We start from the raw sequence: 16,905 nt of genomic DNA, 5'->3' as shown, positions 1-16,905 counted from the left end.
GGCTCTTTGATATGAAACAATATGTTACTATGATCGCTAGTTGTCAGGCTGTGTCAAGCAAAGGAGAGCTCCTTGATCGCTTACGATATAACACCCATCGATTTACATGGGCATTTATTTAATGTCTCTCTTACCATTGAACGAACAATGGATGAACAAGAGCTATGGTTACCAAACTGGATCCCCGGTAGTTATTTAATACGTGACTTCAGCAAACACATTATTGGGTTACACGCTGAAAGCAACGGCCGTCCATTAAAGGTTCGCCTTATCGCTAAAAATCGTTGGCAACTTGAGTCGTCCCAACACCCTGTTACCGTCCACTATCAAGTCTATGCCTGGGACTTATCCGTTCGCTCCGCCTACCTTGACCAGTTTCAAGGATTCTTTAATAACACCAGTTTGTGTCTGGCTGTCGAAGGTCAGACCGATCTCCCCTGTGAGCTTCATTTGCATGCACCGCCGCAGGCTCCGGAGTGGCAAGTAGCAACCGGCATGCCGAGAAAAAATGGGCAGTCACACTCTTGGGGCACTTTCCAGGCGGACAGTTATGATGCACTGATTGATTACCCTTTCTTAATTGGCAACTTAACCATTGAAGAGTTTATTGCTCATGGCATTAAACACTCGCTTGTCCTAAGTGGCCGACATTTTGCTGATACATCACGCATAACCGCCGACCTCGCCCGAATTTGCGAAACTCAGTTAACCATGTTCGATGAAGCTCCCTTTCAGTCTTATACCTTTTTAACGATGGTTGTTGGCGATGGTTTTGGCGGACTGGAGCACAGAAACTCGACAGCCCTGTTATGTAGCCGTAAAGATTTAATCAGTGCTCATCAGCACGAGATGAATGACAACTATCAAAACTTTCTCAGCCTCTGCTGTCATGAGTACTTTCACAGCTGGAATATAAAGACACTAAAGCCCCGCGCGTTTCTTCCTTATCAACTCGAGCAAGAATCTTATACTGAGCAACTTTGGTTCTATGAGGGAATGACGTCGTACTTTGATGATTACCTTCTGCACGCCAGTGGTATCATCAACGACAAACGCTATTTAAAAATTCTTGGTGATACCATTGCACGCGTTGAACGCAGTGCCGGTCAGCTTCAACAGAGTGTGACAGAATCCAGTTTTCTGGCATGGACCAAATTTTATCAGCAAAACGAAAACGCTCCCAACAGTATTGTCAGTTATTATGCTAAGGGGGCATTAATTGCGCTGAGTCTTGACTTGATGTTACGCCTGCAGTCCGGGCATAAGTTGACCCTGGCAAGAGTTATGAAAGAACTGTGGCATGAGTTTGGTAAAACAGCAATTGGTACAGCCGATGATACCGTTCTTAGCTGGCTAAACCACTACCCGGGCATTGATGTTTCAGATTTCTTAAAAGATGCTTTATACAACAAAGAGTCATTGCCTATCACGGAGTTATTACAAAACTTCGGCATATTGGTTGAAAAGCAAATACCCGGCGACGACAACAGTACAGGTGGTAAGGCCTCTGAGCAGCCCGCAAAAGTCAACTTTGGAGCAAAGTATAAAGCCTCATCGCAAGGACTCGAGCTGACTAACGTTTACCATGATGAAAGTGCTTATCATGCCGGTTTATCAGCGGGTGACCGAATTATTGCCATCGATCATTTGCAGGTAACGGATAAATCCGTTAAGCGGGTTTTGGATCGCTACATTCCGGGAGACACCGTGACAGCTCACGCGTTTCGCCGTGACGAATTGATGACACTGGAGCTTACCTGGCTGGAACCTGTTAAAAGCAATTGCCTGTTAAGCGTGGCACAGCCAGACAAACTAAAAGGTTGGCTAACGCCTTCCGGTTAGTCCTGATAAAGCTGGGGAAGTAACGCTGGATCAAGCCGTTCATTTCCCCAGTTAACACGCCAGTCAAGATGAGGACCAGTTGCGCGGCCTGTTGCACCTATGGCGCCTATTGAATCGCCCTGCTCGACCTTATCGCCCACCTCGACATGCAATTCACTTAAGTGCAAATAGGTTGTCGTTACTTTATAACCATGTTCAATAATGATTGTGCCTCCTGAGTAAAACAAGTCAGGTTCGGCCAAAACTACGTTACCCGGCCAGGGCGCTTTAACCGGAGTGCCTGTTGGCCCGGCGATATCCTCACCATAGTGAGGGTTACGCGGTTCACCATTAAAAATTCGTTGACTACCATAGACCCCACTAATACGACCTTCCGCAGGCTTAGCAACCGATGTTAAGAAGTCAGTTCGTGTGGTTTCTTTCTGTCTGGCTAACCAAACCTTCTCAGCCTCTGCTCTGGCTCTTTTTACTTGTTCAGGATCCGGAGTTACTGTTTTTTGTGGTACACCATCAACGCGATCGATTTTATATTCACGGGGCTCTAAGGTGAGTTCCTTCGTTACTTTCTCTTCACCTTTAGTAATGACTAAGGTGTTTTCTAAAGGGGCTTTTCGCGCAAACCCAAACACAATGTAACCTTGTTCAGTCACTTGCAGAGATTCGCCATTTAACGTTGCGCTAACACCGGGTTCAGATTTTGCCAGAATCAACGCCCCTTGTGTTAAAGAACCTCTTATCTCCAGGGGTAATGGCTCATCGGCATTAGCAACACCGGCAAAGCAGAATAATAGAATAATAATACCGACGATATTACGCATAGGCTATAGCTCCTTTACCAACACCTTCAAAGGCACGAACTTCAACTTTCTTAGCCGGATATTCTCGTTTGATCTCTGTCGCCAGAAAATCAGCAATACACTCGACGGTAGAGTCTGTATCGATGACAAAGTTCTCGGCGTTGGGAACAATGAGTTCAAATAGCCCCTGATCGGCAACATAGCTGTAATACGTATGACTGCCATCAGATGTTGCTGAATGAGCGGCTTCTGATAACTTGAGGCGGCTGTGTGAACAAACATCTTCAGTGGTGCCTAAGTAAATATCCTGCCATTTATCTGACCATTTCTTTTCCAGTACTGGCTGGCGGATATCATCAAGCCGAATTTGAATTTTTGAACGATGCCCATGAGCTATGCGCTGGCAGTTACCATCGTGTTTCTTAAGCCCGTGAGTATAGTGATAATAAAACCCATCGATACTTTCTGGCCGCAACAATAAACGCAGACCTTCAACATTCCCCGGGAGTTCGCGTTTGATAACCGCTTTCAGGTATTCAGTAACGGTTTGTATAGACACAACGTCCGCATCAATAAAAGCAAAGGCATCGGCAGGGCAAAACAAATGAATAGAACGCTCATCAGGACGCAAGAAATCAACCCAGTTGGCACTGTCATCAGAGTTATGCGTCACTTGTGTATACGGGTGCTCCGCCGGCACAACTAGCTTATGATCAACCGAATTATCGATAATGGCCTTAACTTGCTTTTTTACCCGGCCAAAGTCCAGCACCATAGATTGCTCATTTAACGCACCGTCCAGCACGATATCAACAATCCAGCTCTCACCAACTATCCCCCTCTCAGGGCAAAGGTAAGAGCAATCAATAACGGTTAAATCATTCACAAATAACTGCATAGTGAGCTTTTCTCGTCTCTTCTTTAGTAACTGCCACCAGTATAACCTGAAACGCCTTATCCGATAAGCTCAATCAGGTTTGCCCACTCCCACAATAATTTCAACGAAAGCAAAATTAATGCGGCGCCCATAGTACGGTCTACCCAGTGACTGTAGTGCCAGAGTGTTTTAAATATCCGCGGTTGAGTCAGTAACCAAGTCAAAAATAGAAACCAAAGACCTGTCGCGACTATAAGGTAGATACCATAACCAAATTGAATAGCAAAAGGCGTCTGCGGCGCAATAATGGTCGTAAACAACGTCAAAAAGAAAATCGTTGCTTTCACGTTCAGACCATTGGTAATAAAACCTACGATAAAAGCTTTGCGCTTGCGTGGTTGAGTGGCGGCTAGCTCACTGTCCGACATATCTTTTCTAGGCTTTGCTTTTATAGCCTGGACACCAATAAATCCTAAATATATTGCGCCAGCACAAAGGAGGGTCTGATACAGCCAGTCGGTTTGATGAATAATGAGCGCAACACCAATGAGCGAGTAAGTCACATGCACAATAATTCCGGCAGCTATGCCCAGGCTCACCCAATAACCGGCCTTACGTCCGAAGCTGAGGCTATAACGTGAAACAACAGCAAAATCAGGCCCCGGGCTTGCGACCGCAAACAGATGAATTAAGGCAATGGTTAAGAATTCACTCCAGTAAGACAACACAAACTCCTTATTGCGTATTTAGACTTTAACTGCCAGAATCAAAGTTACTTTTTATTAATTACAGATTACTATTAATCAATATGAAAAACACGAAACTCCCCTCATTAAATGCACTGAGAGTGTTTGATGTTGCTGCCAGAAGCGGATCTTTTAAGCAAGCCTCACAAGAGCTTGGAGTTACTCAGTCCGCCGTTACCCGGCAAATACAGACATTGGAAGAGCAGCTCGAAGTTCGCTTGTTCCAACGAGACAACAGAGTTCATTCACTCACTCCCGTGGGCCTTGAGCTTGCTCCTCAAATTGAACAAATATTTGAACAGCTGGAGCGGACGATAGAACGCACCAGAAATCTTAGTGACAATACAACAACGCAGCTAACTGTCGCAATCAGTTCCGAGCGCTTACGTTTTTGGCTGGCATCAAAACTTTCGGACTTTCATTCGTTGTATCCTCATATTCAACTCAGTTTTAGTCGCTGTAACGAGTACTTCATTAATGAAAGCGCTGCTGAAATGGCTTCAGCAATACAGCACCAAAGCTGGGATATAGCGATTGGTTATGGAAAAATAACGGACAAACACATTCAGTCAATTGCTTTAAAGAAAACCCAACTGACTCCGGTTTCTGCTATTCAGACGAATGAAAGCCCATTCCATTTACCCTGGTTAATCAATCCTGATAACCCGGACCATCAAGCTATGTTAAAAACTTATAGCCAGGAATTGGCTTCTACACGCATTATCCACTGTAACGACGTGCAAATGTCCCTGGATTTGTCGTCAGCAGAACAGGCAATTGCGCTCATCGACAACAGCCTTATGACTCCCGGCTTGTCTAACTTAAAAGTTTATAATGACTTTACTCAGCCCTGTAAGTACCCATTAAGCGTTTACTATCGTAAGCGACAACGACAGCCCGTCGCCCTTGTTGCATTTATAAAGTGGTTGCAATTAATCATTGGATAAATAAAAAGTTCAGGTCTTAAGTGAAGGCCTGAATAGACCACCATTTACATACATTCATGTTTGTATGTAAAATATCGCTCTTTTTTATTATTGGAGAGTGATATGTGGCGTATAACATCACTGGTTGTACTGATAATTTTAAGCTTTTCGCCTCTAGCCGATGAAATCCATTTTACCGGAGCTTACTCAACTGACCAGCTAAGGGGCATCAGAGCGGGTTACAGAGTAACAGACCTCCCGGTCGAGTTACCCACCTGGATAGGTTCACCAAAGCTTCATGTCGAAGCGGCTTTAAATCACTGGCAAGACTCGGACAATACTGCCGACAACATAACCGCTTTAACTATCAGCCCTATTCTCTCCTGGCAAATAACAGGAACCCAACGACCGTTATTCGTTGAGGCCGGCATAGGCGGCAGTTACTTCGACAAAACGAAAATAAGTAACCGCCGCTTATCAACCCAATTTCAGTTTGAGGACAGAGTTTCGCTGTCGTGGCAGTACAGCCACAACTCTAAAGCTCGTATCGCCTTAGGTTATACCCACTACTCAAACGCTGATATCAAACGCCCTAACGACGGCCTCGACTTCTTTTGGTTAAGTTGGGCATTACCATTTTAACCTGCTTCAATGAATTAGCGTTATTTCGCTTAAGTTGCTACATTTAGGCTTAAGTTCTACTCAACTGGAGGTCAAATGAAAAAGCAACTTCTTAAATTATCGGCTGTTGCAGGCACTGGATTGTTTATTTCAGCTTGTGGCAGTCCTGAATCAAGTATGACGCAGTGCACAATGGAACCTAAAGAAAACTGGTTAGATCAGGAGCAATTTCAGAGCTCGTTGAAAGAACAAGGTTATGAAATAAACGAATTTAAAGTAACCGACGGAAACTGTTATGAAATTTATGGATTTAACCAGAACGAACAAAAAGTTGAAATTTACTTTAACCCTGTAGATGGCAGTATCGTTAAGCAAGAAACCGAATAAGCAAAGGAAAGGCAGTGCCAATGATCATTTGGGATAAGTTTATAAGAACCTTTCATTGGTTATTGGTACTGTGCTTTTGTCTCAACTACTTTTTCCTCGAACACGGCAACAACGTCCATCAAATCGTAGGTTACACAGCAGCAGTTCTGGTTTTAGTCCGTATTGTCTGGGGGTTCATCGGCCCCTCTAATGCGCGCTTTAAGAATTTTATACCGTCATTTTCGGGTATAAAGAGTCATTTTCATGAACTAAAAAAAAGAGAAGTGAAACAGGAGCAGGGCCATAATCCACTCGGGGGCCTGATGGTGTTTTCTATATTGGCTCTTTTTCTAATTCAGGCTGTTACAGGCTTTCTTCGTGAAGAAGTCGATGCGCTCTATGGAGACAGCTTTTTAACCTCACTGCATAGCCTATCCGCCAACATCATTTTCGCGCTTGCAGTTATTCACATTATTGCCGTATTTATTACCGCTTATTTCGGTAAAATAGAGCTTATTCGCCCTATGCTAACGGGCAAACGTCGGGTAAAACGCAATGAGTGAGGAAAAAGCATCCAGAGAACGCGTGTATCAGGTTTCCAGCAACCGTGAACGTGCATCACATAAGCTGCGTTATGTTGAAGCCTCAGCTCCCATAGAAAGAGATTGTCGTTTGTGTGTCGGTTCACTAACAGCATCGGATAACACTGAAAGTAAATTTTCCATCGCTAAAGCGACCTATGATGACATCGCCAGAATCGCGTTTCTGGAGAAACAGCTTTACTCAAACAAGGCCTACCCTGCTCTCTTTTTCTATCAGGCATTACAACAGTGGTCCGACACATTTCTATCGCTAAAGGTGGACGCCAAAGTAGCTGGCTACAGCCTTATGGTTCCTCTACCTGACAATGCTTTAGCACTTATGTCTCTGCTTTTAGGAAAAGGCTTTCAAGGGCAAGGTCTGGGTAAAGAATTGCTGCAACAGTCTATTTTGCTAGCCCAGTCACTTCGTTATGAGCGCCTTGAGCTGAGTGTTTCACCGGAAAATAAGTTCGCTGTTAGCTTATATGAAGGGGTTGGCTTTCAAACTACTGACTCTATGAAAGACTATTTAGGACCTGGTGAAGACCGCCTTCTAATGAGCTTACCTTTAGCAAAGGCATAACATGACCTCTCTCGATTTATTTAGCAATTTGGATTCTGAACCGCTGAGCTCAGATATTAGTCAGCACGCAACGCTATTTCACCAGTTTTTAGCTGAAGATGATGATGCTCTGTTAAGCGATATTCGCGGTGTGCTAAGGCACTCTCCCCTACGACACATACAAACGCCTGCCGGACATAAAATGTCGGTCAAAAGCAGTAATTGTGGCGAATATGGCTGGCTGAGTGATAGTCAGGGTTATCGATACCAAAAAACTGATCCGATGACAGAGGCGCCCTGGCCCGAAATGCCTTCTCTCGTTAGAAACAAAGCTATAGAAGCCGCAGTACTTGCGGGGTTTGATGACTTTCGCCCTGACTCCTGCCTTATTAATGTCTATTTGCCCGGAGCGAAAATGGGACTGCATCAGGATAAAGACGAGACTGACTTTACTAAACCCATCGTTTCATTCTCTTTTGGTCTTTCGGTTAACTTTTTATGGGGTGGCTTTAAGCGCTCCCAAAAATACCAAAAGTTTCAACTTCAACATGCAGATGCTCTAGTTTGGGGTGGGAATGACAGGCTTAGGTACCACGGGGTGCAACAGCTTAAAGACGATGTTCATCCCATTACTGGACGCTGCAGAATTAACCTGACTATCCGCCAGGCTGGTTGATTAGAAGCGCTTTAAATTACTCATGTAATAGTGAATATCATAACTCTTCGCTTTGTCTATAAGTTCATTGCGCTTTTCAAAGCACAGGCCTTCTGTCGCAACATTAAACTCTTCAAATAGCTGAAAACTTTGCGATAGCAGCGCTCTGTCTCTTTCGTTAAAAACACCCTGGTGTCTGCTGGCCCAATAATGCGCATGATGAAAGAGTTGTTCTGAAACTCTCGCAAACACAATAGGGTTCAATATTCGATAATGCCGATACTGTTGAAAACGTTGATAGTTCGTCCTGCCCTGCTCCGTTGACAGATCCAAAGACTCATCAACCAACATATGTTTGTAGAGATAACTGTTATTAAATGCTGCAAGCCGTTGCCAATATTCACGCTCTTCTTCGTCTTCGCTGTCGTCAATACGGGCGCTTAAATCCGATATGTCGTAGAACCGAAAACTAGCCAGCAAATGACTGCGCATGAAGCGGACAAAAGATTCAGGTTGTTGCACAGCAAAATTTTCGAACACTTCAAATACTTCAAGTGTTACATAACTAAACCTGGGCTTAAGGGATTCATACCGACGTGCCAACTGACGAAATCTCCGAGTTTTTCTGAGCCCCTGAAGGTCTTCATCTTTTAATAAACTGTCCATGCCGGCATAACGAAAATTCAAAGCTAACTCGATGCAGTCCAGAGCGTATTCCTGTTCACCGGCTAACCAGTAGATGCAGGCGGCATTATGCAAAATAGACGGATTTAACCAACTGTAATGCGCCATACTTAAATAAAACTCAATGCCCGCGTCCAAAAAGGCTGTATCCGCTTTTTGTTTATAAGCATCACAGCTAAGCGCCAGGTAATACTGAATCAGATTGTAGAATTCAGGGGTTTCTCTATAGGCTTCCCACTTGGCTTCAAAGTCGGTATTAAACCACTCTTCAATCCGAGCTAACGATTTTATCGGAGACAGTTGCTCAATGGTGGGAAGCGCCGGATGCTTACCAGAGTTGCTATCAGTAGAAGCATTTGTAATAGACACCTTGCTTCTGGCTTTCTGAGCTTGTGTAACAGAGCGAAAGGGTTTATCGCCGATGACAACGTATTGTTTATCGACCAGCCCGTAAGGCTTAACTTTTGTGGTGGCTACATCCAATCCGCAAAGACAGGCGCAACGGTCTGTCATATGGTTGTACGAATAGATAAAACAACCATTAAAGAAATAACTATACTGAGCATCATTTTCCAGCGGATTACTACTTCCCAGAAACGCTGGGCTATCCGGTGTCACATTGACTGCGGTATTGGTTATCGTGCTCACGGTCAGCTCCTGTCACAAGTTATTCAAAGCAATTACTGGTGAATTATTAGACAGCCTTCAGACTATCTTTGTCACTCACCCCAGAAAAGAGCCTTTACAGAACTTTAACCTTTGCCAGTAATTTCTGACTAGAAGCCAGGGCAGCTAATGAGTAGGCCTGAAGTCAGCGCATGTTTTATATAAATTTATAGTAATAGTTAACCACAAATAAGTGAGTCAATTATTTTTATAACAATAGAGTATACGCTTTCCCTTGAATTGGCTATTTTTTATACAGCTCTTTCATCTTGAAGCGAGTATAGGTACTCGTTATATTGGTTGGGCTACAATTGAAGTCAGGTGTTTATCAAAGGGAATGATATCTCAATGAAACTATGGCGAATACTGCTTGTAATATTGCTCATTGCTTTCGCTGTAGGACTGTTGAGTTATGCCTATTTGAATCAACAACTTAAGTCTCTCGGTATCATCAGTTGGAATATTGAGTTCGAACGCTTAACAGTCAGCCACATTGTTATTAAGCGGCTGGAAGTAACAATCGACTCGTTACCACAGTCTTCTGCAAAAAAAACCACCACCGCTTTAAAATTAGCGCAGATACTCTCAATCGAAGTGCCCACCCTAATGCCCGAACGCATTGATATTAAATCGCTACACATAAAAGGGACATTGTTACCAGACGAGATTTCCGCAACTCTTAAATTATTCACTCAGGATAAGCTAAGGCTGCAAGTTGAGAGTGATGAACCCATTACCAGCTATCTGGAGGTAATTCGAAGCGATAGCAGTATTGAGCTAAAGGCGCAGTACGACAGCAACGTGTTGCAAGCTGAGTATGACTATCACTCTGGGCAGCTAAAAGCCGACGCCAGTTATTTACTTGCGGCGCAGCAATTTTCCAGGAGGGTAAGCACAGAGAAAATCAACGTTAATGCCCGGTTGCGAGGCAATTTGTCTCCCGATATCGAACTCAAAAGTATTGAGAGCGTGACATCCGCCCTGTCGGGTCAATTGTTGCTGTCGGTTAATGAAGACGCCCAAATAAAGGTTATGGGTCATTCAACCACTGCCTCAGGCCAATTTCAGCTCAACTTGAATCATGGCGTTATTGACTCCTATACGCTGGAACTGGCTGGTGAAACTGGCAATCTAAAGTCCAAAAAGATATCCGAGTTGCCGGTACAATTAGAATCAATAACTTGGCAGTTGAGAAGTAACGACCAGCTTAGGTTGCCATTCCTTAACGTTCAACAGGCAGTGAATAAAGCCCATTGGCCTGTTAGTGTAAAAGCCGTTGCAAAAGGTAAAAAAAACGAGAATCTCAACCTGTCAGCAAAGCTGTCAGTTGAACAAAAACAATGGCAGTTTAGCTCAGTAGAATTAGGCCATTTAAGCCTTCAGGCTAACAACATAGAGTTGCCCGTTACCGAACAGGCTCTAATTATTAATAAGCTGACAGCAAAGCTTTCCGGCTCGTTTTCAAGCAACGCAGCTAAGCTCCAGAGTATTGAACCAACACACATTGAGTTCTCCCATTTAAATAACGACGCCACCGCAGATATCGATTTCTCCAACTTTTATTATCCGTACTCAGAATTCAGTAATATTGCTGTCGAGTTTGGCCTTAATATCCATACCGACGCCCTTAAGTTCGAACAATTCCCTCAAATCAAAGCCACTTTTAACAGTGAGTTTCAATATCAAGATCAGGAGCTTTTCGGTAACGGGGAGCTTTTGCTTGGGGAACACATTCGTCTACAGCATCATAGCGAAATTACGCCCAAACAATTAAAAAGTCAGATTAAGATTCACGACGTTGACTGGAAACAAACTCCGCAACTGGATGCGTTACTCAAGCAATTCGCACCTCAGTTTGTTATCAGTAAGGCAACAGTCAGCGGTCAAACTAACGTCAGTTATTTATGGGCGGATGACCACTGGCAGCTTGATGACGGCCAAGTGGAGATTCGGCAAAGCGACTGGGTTGCGGATACCTTATCCGCAGTCGATAGTCACCTTGAGTTTAAATTCAGTGCCAATAACGAGCAGCTCAATATCAGTCATGCACAACTTCACATTAGTAGCCTGCAACAAGGATTCGCATTTGGCCCGGTTAATGCTGAGTTTGATTTACAACTACCCTTCCAGCATCCCAGGCAGTCAACGCTTGATTTGACCAGTCATACTATTAAGGGTCTTGGCGGCAGTATCAGTATTCCTAATCAACGCTATTCATTGGCCGGCAACTTTGCACTGCCCGTTGTATTTGAAAGAATTTCGCTTGGCGAACTGATGCGTCAGTATCCTAGCAACAAAATTTCGATAGACGGTGATGTCTCCGGAACCATACCTGTCCACTGGGACTCTAAACAGTTCACCGTTGAGCAAGGCTATTTAGGGGCTCTTTCTCCCGGCGGTCATTTGCAGGTAGATTCGTCTGCGTTAGTATCAGCAGCGGGTAATAACCCCAGTTTGAAGACTCTGGCTGGTGTTCTTAGCAACTTTTATTATCAACAGCTGTCCACGGTGGTTGACTACGATCAAAACGGTAAACTGTATTTAGCTGTGCAGTTAAAGGGATCAAATCCTGAGGTCGAAAATGGACGCCCGGTTGAACTTAACGTAAATTTAGAAGAAGACTTACCCGCATTGATGAAAGGACTGACACTGAGCAACAGCTTGAACGAAGCCATTCGTAAGCGAGTACAACAAAAAATCAATTAATCAGGGGATGATATGAAGCGACTTATTCTATTACTAAGCATACCCTTAGCTATTTTAGGGTGCACGCCGACGGTTCAGGTAGCGGCGCCTAAAGAGCCTATTACCATCAACCTGAACGTCAAAATTGAACACCAAATTTATGTCAAAGTTGATAAAGCGCTCGACGATGTCATTTCTGAATCCAGTGGCTTATTTTAACGACAAAGGACTGCAATCATGAAATATATACTGACACTACTTTTAATTACATTTATTGGCTTATCAAGCCCGCTGGCGCAAGCACAACAGTTAGATTTGCAGCAAGCAAAGGCACAATTAAGTGAAGCTAAAGAAAAAGGCCTGGTGGGCGAGAAAACCGACGGCTACCTGGGAGTCGTAGAATCGACAGAAGTTGCCGAACAAATTGTCAAAAAAATTAACGAGGCCCGCCGTACAGAGTACACGCGAATTGCTGACGAAAATGACATTGCCGTAGCCGATGTGGAGTTAGTAGCCGGAAAACGCGCTATTGAAATGACGAAGTCAGGGCTCTATATCAATGTCGACGGACAATGGCAGAAGAAGCCTTAAACGGTTTCTTCGTTGACCGAAGAGGTTTATTTGAAAGTATATAGAGACTTTGAAGTACTGCTGTAAATTCGGAATTGGTGCCCGGGGCCGGACTTGAACCGGCACGAAGTTACCTTCGAGGGATTTTAAATCCCTTGTGTCTACCAATTCCACCACCCGGGCACTGTATTGAAGTGTTCTCGAATAATGGAGGCGGGTCCCGGAGTCGAACCGAGATCCACGGATTTGCAATCCGCTGCATAGCCATTCTGCCAACCCGCCAGAATTTGGAGCGGGAAACGAGATTCGAACTCGCGACCCCAACCTTGGCAAGGTTGTGCTCTACCAGCTGAGCTATTCCCGCACCGTCATCTGCCGTGGCATTCTACTGTCTAATCGTTTTCAGTCAATGACTTTTTATCAATTTTATGACTGTTTGCACAAATTTACGGCAAAGCTGTTACTTTCTGGTCAATTCCTTGCTGGCGCCGCGCAAATATTCCCACATTGACCAAAGCGTTAATACAAAGGCTGCGTAGAATAAAAACATAGATAACCAGTAAATATAGATGTTCGCGTTCCAAAGCAGTCCAATCAAAGCAATCATTTGTGCCACAGTTTTCCATTTACCTAAACTGGAAACGGCGACCTTTGCTCTGTTACCGCTTTGTGCCATCCATTCACGCAATGCGCTCACAATAAGCTCACGACAAATCATTGTCAGTGCAGGAATTGTAATGAATGCCGAATTATAATCTTCCACAATAACCACTAAAGCGGCTACAACCATCGCTTTATCTGCTACCGGATCGAGAAACTCACCAAACTTAGTAAATTGGTTAAATCGACGTGCAATATAACCATCCAGAGCATCAGTTATCGCTGCCAGCCAAAAGATAAAAGCCGCCCAGAAGCGCGCGTCTTCCATTGGTAAATAGAAAATCACCAGAAATACCGGAATAAGTGCTATCCGGAAGCTGGTCAAAATATTAGGGATATTCCACTTCATTATCCGCTGATTCCTTATTGTTTTTACTCATCACGAAATGAGTAATAGATTTTCTCTGCCAATGATTGGCTAATACCCGGTACGCTGGCCAACTTCTCAATACTAGCGTTTTTTACCTCTTGTAATCCACCTAGATTTTTTAATATTGCCTGTCTGCGCTTTGCACCTACCCCTTCAATCTGCTCTAAGGTTGATGTTTTTTTAACTTTTGCTCTTTTCTGTCGGTGCCCGGTTATGGCAAAACGATGCGATTCATCTCGTATATGTTGAATTAAGTGGAGCGCACTCGCATCTTTACTCAGTGGAATGGTTTCATGGCTCCCGGCCATTATCAAAGTTTCCAGCCCGGGCTTCCGCGACTCTCCCTTGGCCACACCAATTAAAACAGGCGCTTCTTTACCCCAGTCACTGAAATAATTCTCGGCCTGGGCCAGTTGCCCTTTACCGCCATCAATAAATAGAATATCCGGCAGGTTGCCTTGTTCCTTCGCATTATCATAACGCTTAGCCAGCGCCTTTGACATAGCGGCATAGTCATCACCCGGTGTAATACCCGTGATGTTGTAACGTCGATAATCGGATTTTTTAGGGCCGTTTTGATCGAACACAACGCAAGAAGCCACCGTTTGCTGCCCCATGGTGTGGCTAATATCGAAGCACTCCATGCGCTGTATGGGCACGCCAAAATCTAATACCTGCTGTAATGCCTGAGTACGGCGGTTCATTGTACTTTGTTGGTTCAGTCGACTTTCTAACGCATTAACCGCATTTTTTTGGGCAAGTGACTGATATTGACGCTTATCTCCACGCACCGAGCTTTGCAACTTGACTGGCTGTGACAAAGCGTCACTCATTACTTCCGCTAAAACGTTGTCAGGTTTTATATCGACAGGAAGCACGACTTCTCTTGGAATTTTCCTCCCGGTCGTATCCGACAAATAGAACTGCAGCAAAAAAGCTCTGAGCACTTCATCATCCGGAGTATCCGTTGGAACCTTAGGAAAGTAACTACGGCTTCCCTGCAAATGGTTATCTCTGATAAATAGCATTTGTACTGTGGTCATGCCGTTGCCGCGGGCTAAACCAATAACATCTAACTCTTGTTGGCTCCCGGTAACCGAATTGCGTTCCTGGGTTTTTCTCAACGCCGCAATCTGGTCACGAAATCTAGCCGCCCTTTCAAAGTCAAGGTTCTCACTAGCCTGCTCCATTTTTGCCATCAACTCATCAATAACCTGTTGGTTCTTACCTTGCAGGAACTGTCGCGCCAGGGCCACTTGTTCACCGTACTCTTCATCAGTGCAAACATTAACGCAAGGCGCAAGGCAGCGTTTCAATTGATGCTGCAGGCAAGGTCGGGTTCGTGCCCTGTAATAAGTGTCATCGCACTGACGAATTGGAAACAGTTTCTGTAAAAGGTTTAAGCTTTCGCGTACGGCTGAGCCATTAGGAAATGGGCCGAAGTATTCGCCTTTAGTGCGCCGGGCGCCCCGATGAAACCCCAGTCGAGGATGTTCATGCGCGGTCAGAATAATATACGGGTAAGATTTATCATCACGCAACAGTACGTTATAACGTGGCCGGTACTTCTTAATAAAAGAGTTTTCTAATATTAAGGCTTCCGCTTCTGTATTAGTGACAGTGACATCCATTGAGGCAATTTGCTTAACTAACACCTGCGTCTTCATCCGGTCTACTTTATCGCGGAAGTAACTGGACACACGTTTCCTTAAGTCTTTTGCTTTACCGACATAGATCACATCACCCGACTCATCGTACATCCGGTATACGCCGGGCTGATGAGTCAAGTGACGAAGAAAACTGTCGCTGTCAAACTGCTTTTGTTGATTACCTTCTGTCATCTACCTTCAAACTGAATTAAGTCGACAAGACCTGACTGAATTGCAAGATGAGACAATTGTACATCACCATCGATACCGAGTTTAGAGAAAATCCGATAACGGAAGGTATTAATTGTTTTACTACTGATACATAAATGACGTGCAATTTCCCTTACACGAATCCCCCGGCTGAGCATCTGAGCAACCTGCAGTTCTCGTTCGCTCAGCATATCAACCATGGTTTTCTGCTTCTGCGAACGAGGGTTTTGCGCCAGATAAGCGGCGACTGGAGCGGCTACATAAACGTTGCCCTGCTTTAACGAACGAATAGCCTGCACTAAATCTGCACTATCACAGGAATCCAGTAAGTACCCGTCCACAACACTAATACCACACTGAAAGTCGAGAATATCCTGTTGATTACGTCCCCAGACAATGAGCTTTAAATCGCAATGCCGGCGTTTTAAGCGACGCCAGTGTTCTACGGTTGCTGCGCCGCCTAACTGGCTACATAGAACAACGACAGCATCTTCATACTCATAGCAAGCACGTCGTAAATCAGCAATACCGGTCACAGTGAGTATTTCGTCACTAAAACGTTGTTGTAAAACTGCCGCCATGCCGGCGCTAATTATGGGGTTTGGGATAGCTAAGATAATACGGTTCATGAGTTCACATTCCTTATTTTTTATACCTTATTTGTCTTCCTGATTAGGTTAAATCCGTACCACTTTGCCCGAATTCGAAGCGAATATTCTGAGCTTTTGAAGACAATAACAAGCGCCTTTTACAGAACTTTACAAAAACTCTGAAAAAGCCAAGCAAAAGATGTGAAAATGACGTCTAACAAAGGTTTTACAACGATTTTTGGTGTGCGTTCAAAGCCGAGCTTGATCCAGCATATCCCACAAATAGCAGGCCAGATAACTTCGGTAGGGTTGAGCCCTTTCAGGAATAATAAGGATATCCTGATCTTTTAGCAGGCTTATTGCTTTACGCAGTGAACTATCCTGAATAGGAAAGAGATCCTCATGAGCAAAATGGAACATCGCTAAAATCGACGCAGTCCAGGGACCGATGCCTTTCAAACGGGTAACATCTCTAACAAGTTCAGTCGAGGACATAGTCGACCATGCTGCTACTCTATCGGGCTGCATACGATGACACTGCGCAACGCTGTGAATTGCCCCAGCCTTGGAACGACTCACACCGCAGCTCAGCAACTCCTCTGCGGGGAGGTAGGCAATACAACCAACTTCCAACGCTTTTGCTTTTTGTTCCGCTCTTTCGATAATTTTGGCGGAAGCTTTTAAGGATAGCATTTGACGAATAATGATTCGTGGTAATGCGTCAATAACTGGAGTTTCTGAGGGGATTAATAGTCCCCTTTTTGGTAACTGCAACAACAGCAAATCGATACCAGGTTGCGTATCGATAAGATGTTGTCTGACGACTTCAGGCGTTGTTTTCATGTTCC

At 44.3% G+C, this 16,905-nt stretch carries 18 protein-coding genes and 3 tRNA genes; 10 read left to right on the top strand and 11 right to left on the bottom strand.

Annotation, left to right across the window (positions count from 1 at the left end):
- Nucleotides 1-72 precede the first annotated feature (72 nt).
- Nucleotides 73-1,842, top strand: a complete 1,770-nt coding sequence (locus CWI78_RS00535) for a M61 family metallopeptidase (RefSeq protein ID WP_126779218.1) — start codon at nt 73-75, stop codon at nt 1,840-1,842.
- Here the strand turns inward: CWI78_RS00535 and CWI78_RS00530 are convergent.
- Genes CWI78_RS00530 through CWI78_RS00520 form a run of 3 tightly spaced genes read right to left on the bottom strand, consistent with a single transcriptional unit; the run spans nt 1,839 to nt 4,244 of the window.
- Nucleotides 1,839-2,660: a M23 family metallopeptidase gene (locus CWI78_RS00530; protein WP_126779216.1), complete on the bottom strand. Its 822-nt coding sequence runs from the start codon at nt 2,658-2,660 to the stop codon at nt 1,839-1,841. The genes CWI78_RS00535 and CWI78_RS00530 overlap by 4 nt on opposite strands.
- Complete coding sequence (locus tag CWI78_RS00525; protein WP_126779214.1) at nt 2,653-3,537, bottom strand: 6-carboxytetrahydropterin synthase; 885 nt, start codon at nt 3,535-3,537, stop codon at nt 2,653-2,655. Before CWI78_RS00525 ends, CWI78_RS00530 begins: the two co-directional genes overlap by 8 nt.
- A gap of 56 nt (nt 3,538-3,593) precedes the next feature.
- A complete protein-coding gene (locus tag CWI78_RS00520; RefSeq protein ID WP_338067613.1) occupies nt 3,594-4,244 on the bottom strand; it encodes a LysE family translocator in 651 nt (216 codons plus the stop codon).
- A gap of 80 nt (nt 4,245-4,324) precedes the next feature.
- Between CWI78_RS00520 and CWI78_RS00515 the strand changes: the two genes are divergently transcribed.
- From CWI78_RS00515 to alkB, 6 genes are all read left to right on the top strand, one after another.
- Complete coding sequence (locus CWI78_RS00515; protein ID WP_244213040.1) at nt 4,325-5,209, top strand: LysR family transcriptional regulator; 885 nt, start codon at nt 4,325-4,327, stop codon at nt 5,207-5,209.
- A gap of 102 nt (nt 5,210-5,311) precedes the next feature.
- Nucleotides 5,312-5,830, top strand: coding sequence for an acyloxyacyl hydrolase (locus tag CWI78_RS00510; RefSeq protein WP_126779209.1), 519 nt, complete (start codon nt 5,312-5,314; stop codon nt 5,828-5,830).
- Nucleotides 5,831-5,905: 75 nt separating this feature from the next.
- On the top strand, nt 5,906-6,196 hold the full coding sequence (locus tag CWI78_RS00505) for a PepSY domain-containing protein (protein WP_126779207.1): 291 nt from the start codon (nt 5,906-5,908) through the stop codon (nt 6,194-6,196).
- Nucleotides 6,197-6,216: 20 nt separating this feature from the next.
- Nucleotides 6,217-6,738: a cytochrome b/b6 domain-containing protein gene (locus tag CWI78_RS00500; RefSeq protein WP_126779205.1), complete on the top strand. Its 522-nt coding sequence runs from the start codon at nt 6,217-6,219 to the stop codon at nt 6,736-6,738.
- Nucleotides 6,731-7,339: a GNAT family N-acetyltransferase gene (locus CWI78_RS00495; protein ID WP_126779203.1), complete on the top strand. Its 609-nt coding sequence runs from the start codon at nt 6,731-6,733 to the stop codon at nt 7,337-7,339. The genes CWI78_RS00500 and CWI78_RS00495 overlap by 8 nt, the downstream gene beginning before the upstream one ends.
- Nucleotide 7,340: 1 nt before the next feature.
- Nucleotides 7,341-7,994: a DNA oxidative demethylase AlkB gene (gene alkB, locus CWI78_RS00490; protein ID WP_126779201.1), complete on the top strand. Its 654-nt coding sequence runs from the start codon at nt 7,341-7,343 to the stop codon at nt 7,992-7,994.
- Here the strand turns inward: alkB and CWI78_RS00485 are convergent, their stop codons facing one another.
- Nucleotides 7,995-9,305 (bottom strand): TPR end-of-group domain-containing protein, encoded by a 1,311-nt coding sequence (locus CWI78_RS00485; protein ID WP_126779199.1) that lies wholly within the window; start codon nt 9,303-9,305, stop codon nt 7,995-7,997.
- A gap of 366 nt (nt 9,306-9,671) precedes the next feature.
- Between CWI78_RS00485 and CWI78_RS00480 the strand changes: the two genes are divergently transcribed.
- Genes CWI78_RS00480 through CWI78_RS00470 form a run of 3 tightly spaced genes read left to right on the top strand, consistent with a single transcriptional unit; the run spans nt 9,672 to nt 12,599 of the window.
- Complete coding sequence (locus CWI78_RS00480) at nt 9,672-12,029, top strand: intermembrane phospholipid transport YdbH family protein (RefSeq protein WP_126779197.1); 2,358 nt, start codon at nt 9,672-9,674, stop codon at nt 12,027-12,029.
- Nucleotides 12,030-12,041: 12 nt separating this feature from the next.
- Nucleotides 12,042-12,227 (top strand): YnbE family lipoprotein, encoded by a 186-nt coding sequence (locus tag CWI78_RS00475; protein WP_126779195.1) that lies wholly within the window; start codon nt 12,042-12,044, stop codon nt 12,225-12,227.
- A gap of 18 nt (nt 12,228-12,245) precedes the next feature.
- Nucleotides 12,246-12,599 carry a YdbL family probable chaperone protein gene (locus tag CWI78_RS00470; protein ID WP_126779193.1) on the top strand — a complete coding sequence of 118 codons (354 nt, stop codon included), beginning with the start codon at nt 12,246-12,248 and terminating at the stop codon, nt 12,597-12,599.
- A gap of 75 nt (nt 12,600-12,674) precedes the next feature.
- Here the strand turns inward: CWI78_RS00470 and CWI78_RS00465 are convergent.
- From CWI78_RS00465 to CWI78_RS00435, 7 genes are all read right to left on the bottom strand, one after another.
- A tRNA-Leu gene (locus tag CWI78_RS00465) sits at nt 12,675-12,761 on the bottom strand.
- A 25-nt stretch (nt 12,762-12,786) separates the two neighbouring features.
- A tRNA-Cys gene (locus tag CWI78_RS00460) sits at nt 12,787-12,860 on the bottom strand.
- Between the two features lie 6 nt (nt 12,861-12,866).
- A tRNA-Gly gene (locus CWI78_RS00455) sits at nt 12,867-12,942 on the bottom strand.
- A gap of 96 nt (nt 12,943-13,038) precedes the next feature.
- Nucleotides 13,039-13,587: a CDP-diacylglycerol--glycerol-3-phosphate 3-phosphatidyltransferase gene (pgsA, locus tag CWI78_RS00450; protein WP_126779191.1), complete on the bottom strand. Its 549-nt coding sequence runs from the start codon at nt 13,585-13,587 to the stop codon at nt 13,039-13,041.
- A 23-nt stretch (nt 13,588-13,610) separates the two neighbouring features.
- Entirely contained in the window at nt 13,611-15,449 is a 1,839-nt protein-coding gene (uvrC, locus tag CWI78_RS00445) for an excinuclease ABC subunit UvrC (protein WP_126779189.1), read from the bottom strand.
- Nucleotides 15,446-16,096 carry a LuxR C-terminal-related transcriptional regulator gene (locus tag CWI78_RS00440; protein WP_126779187.1) on the bottom strand — a complete coding sequence of 217 codons (651 nt, stop codon included), beginning with the start codon at nt 16,094-16,096 and terminating at the stop codon, nt 15,446-15,448. The genes uvrC and CWI78_RS00440 overlap by 4 nt, the downstream gene beginning before the upstream one ends.
- 210 nt (nt 16,097-16,306) lie before the next feature.
- Nucleotides 16,307-16,900 carry a DNA-3-methyladenine glycosylase family protein gene (locus tag CWI78_RS00435; RefSeq protein ID WP_126779185.1) on the bottom strand — a complete coding sequence of 198 codons (594 nt, stop codon included), beginning with the start codon at nt 16,898-16,900 and terminating at the stop codon, nt 16,307-16,309.
- Nucleotides 16,901-16,905: the final 5 nt, after the last annotated feature.

Source organism: Idiomarina ramblicola, assembly GCF_003987255.1.
Lineage (GTDB): Bacteria > Pseudomonadota > Gammaproteobacteria > Enterobacterales > Alteromonadaceae > Idiomarina > Idiomarina ramblicola.
Note: the sequence above shows the minus strand (reverse complement) of the source record. Positions and strands in the feature narration are given on the sequence as shown.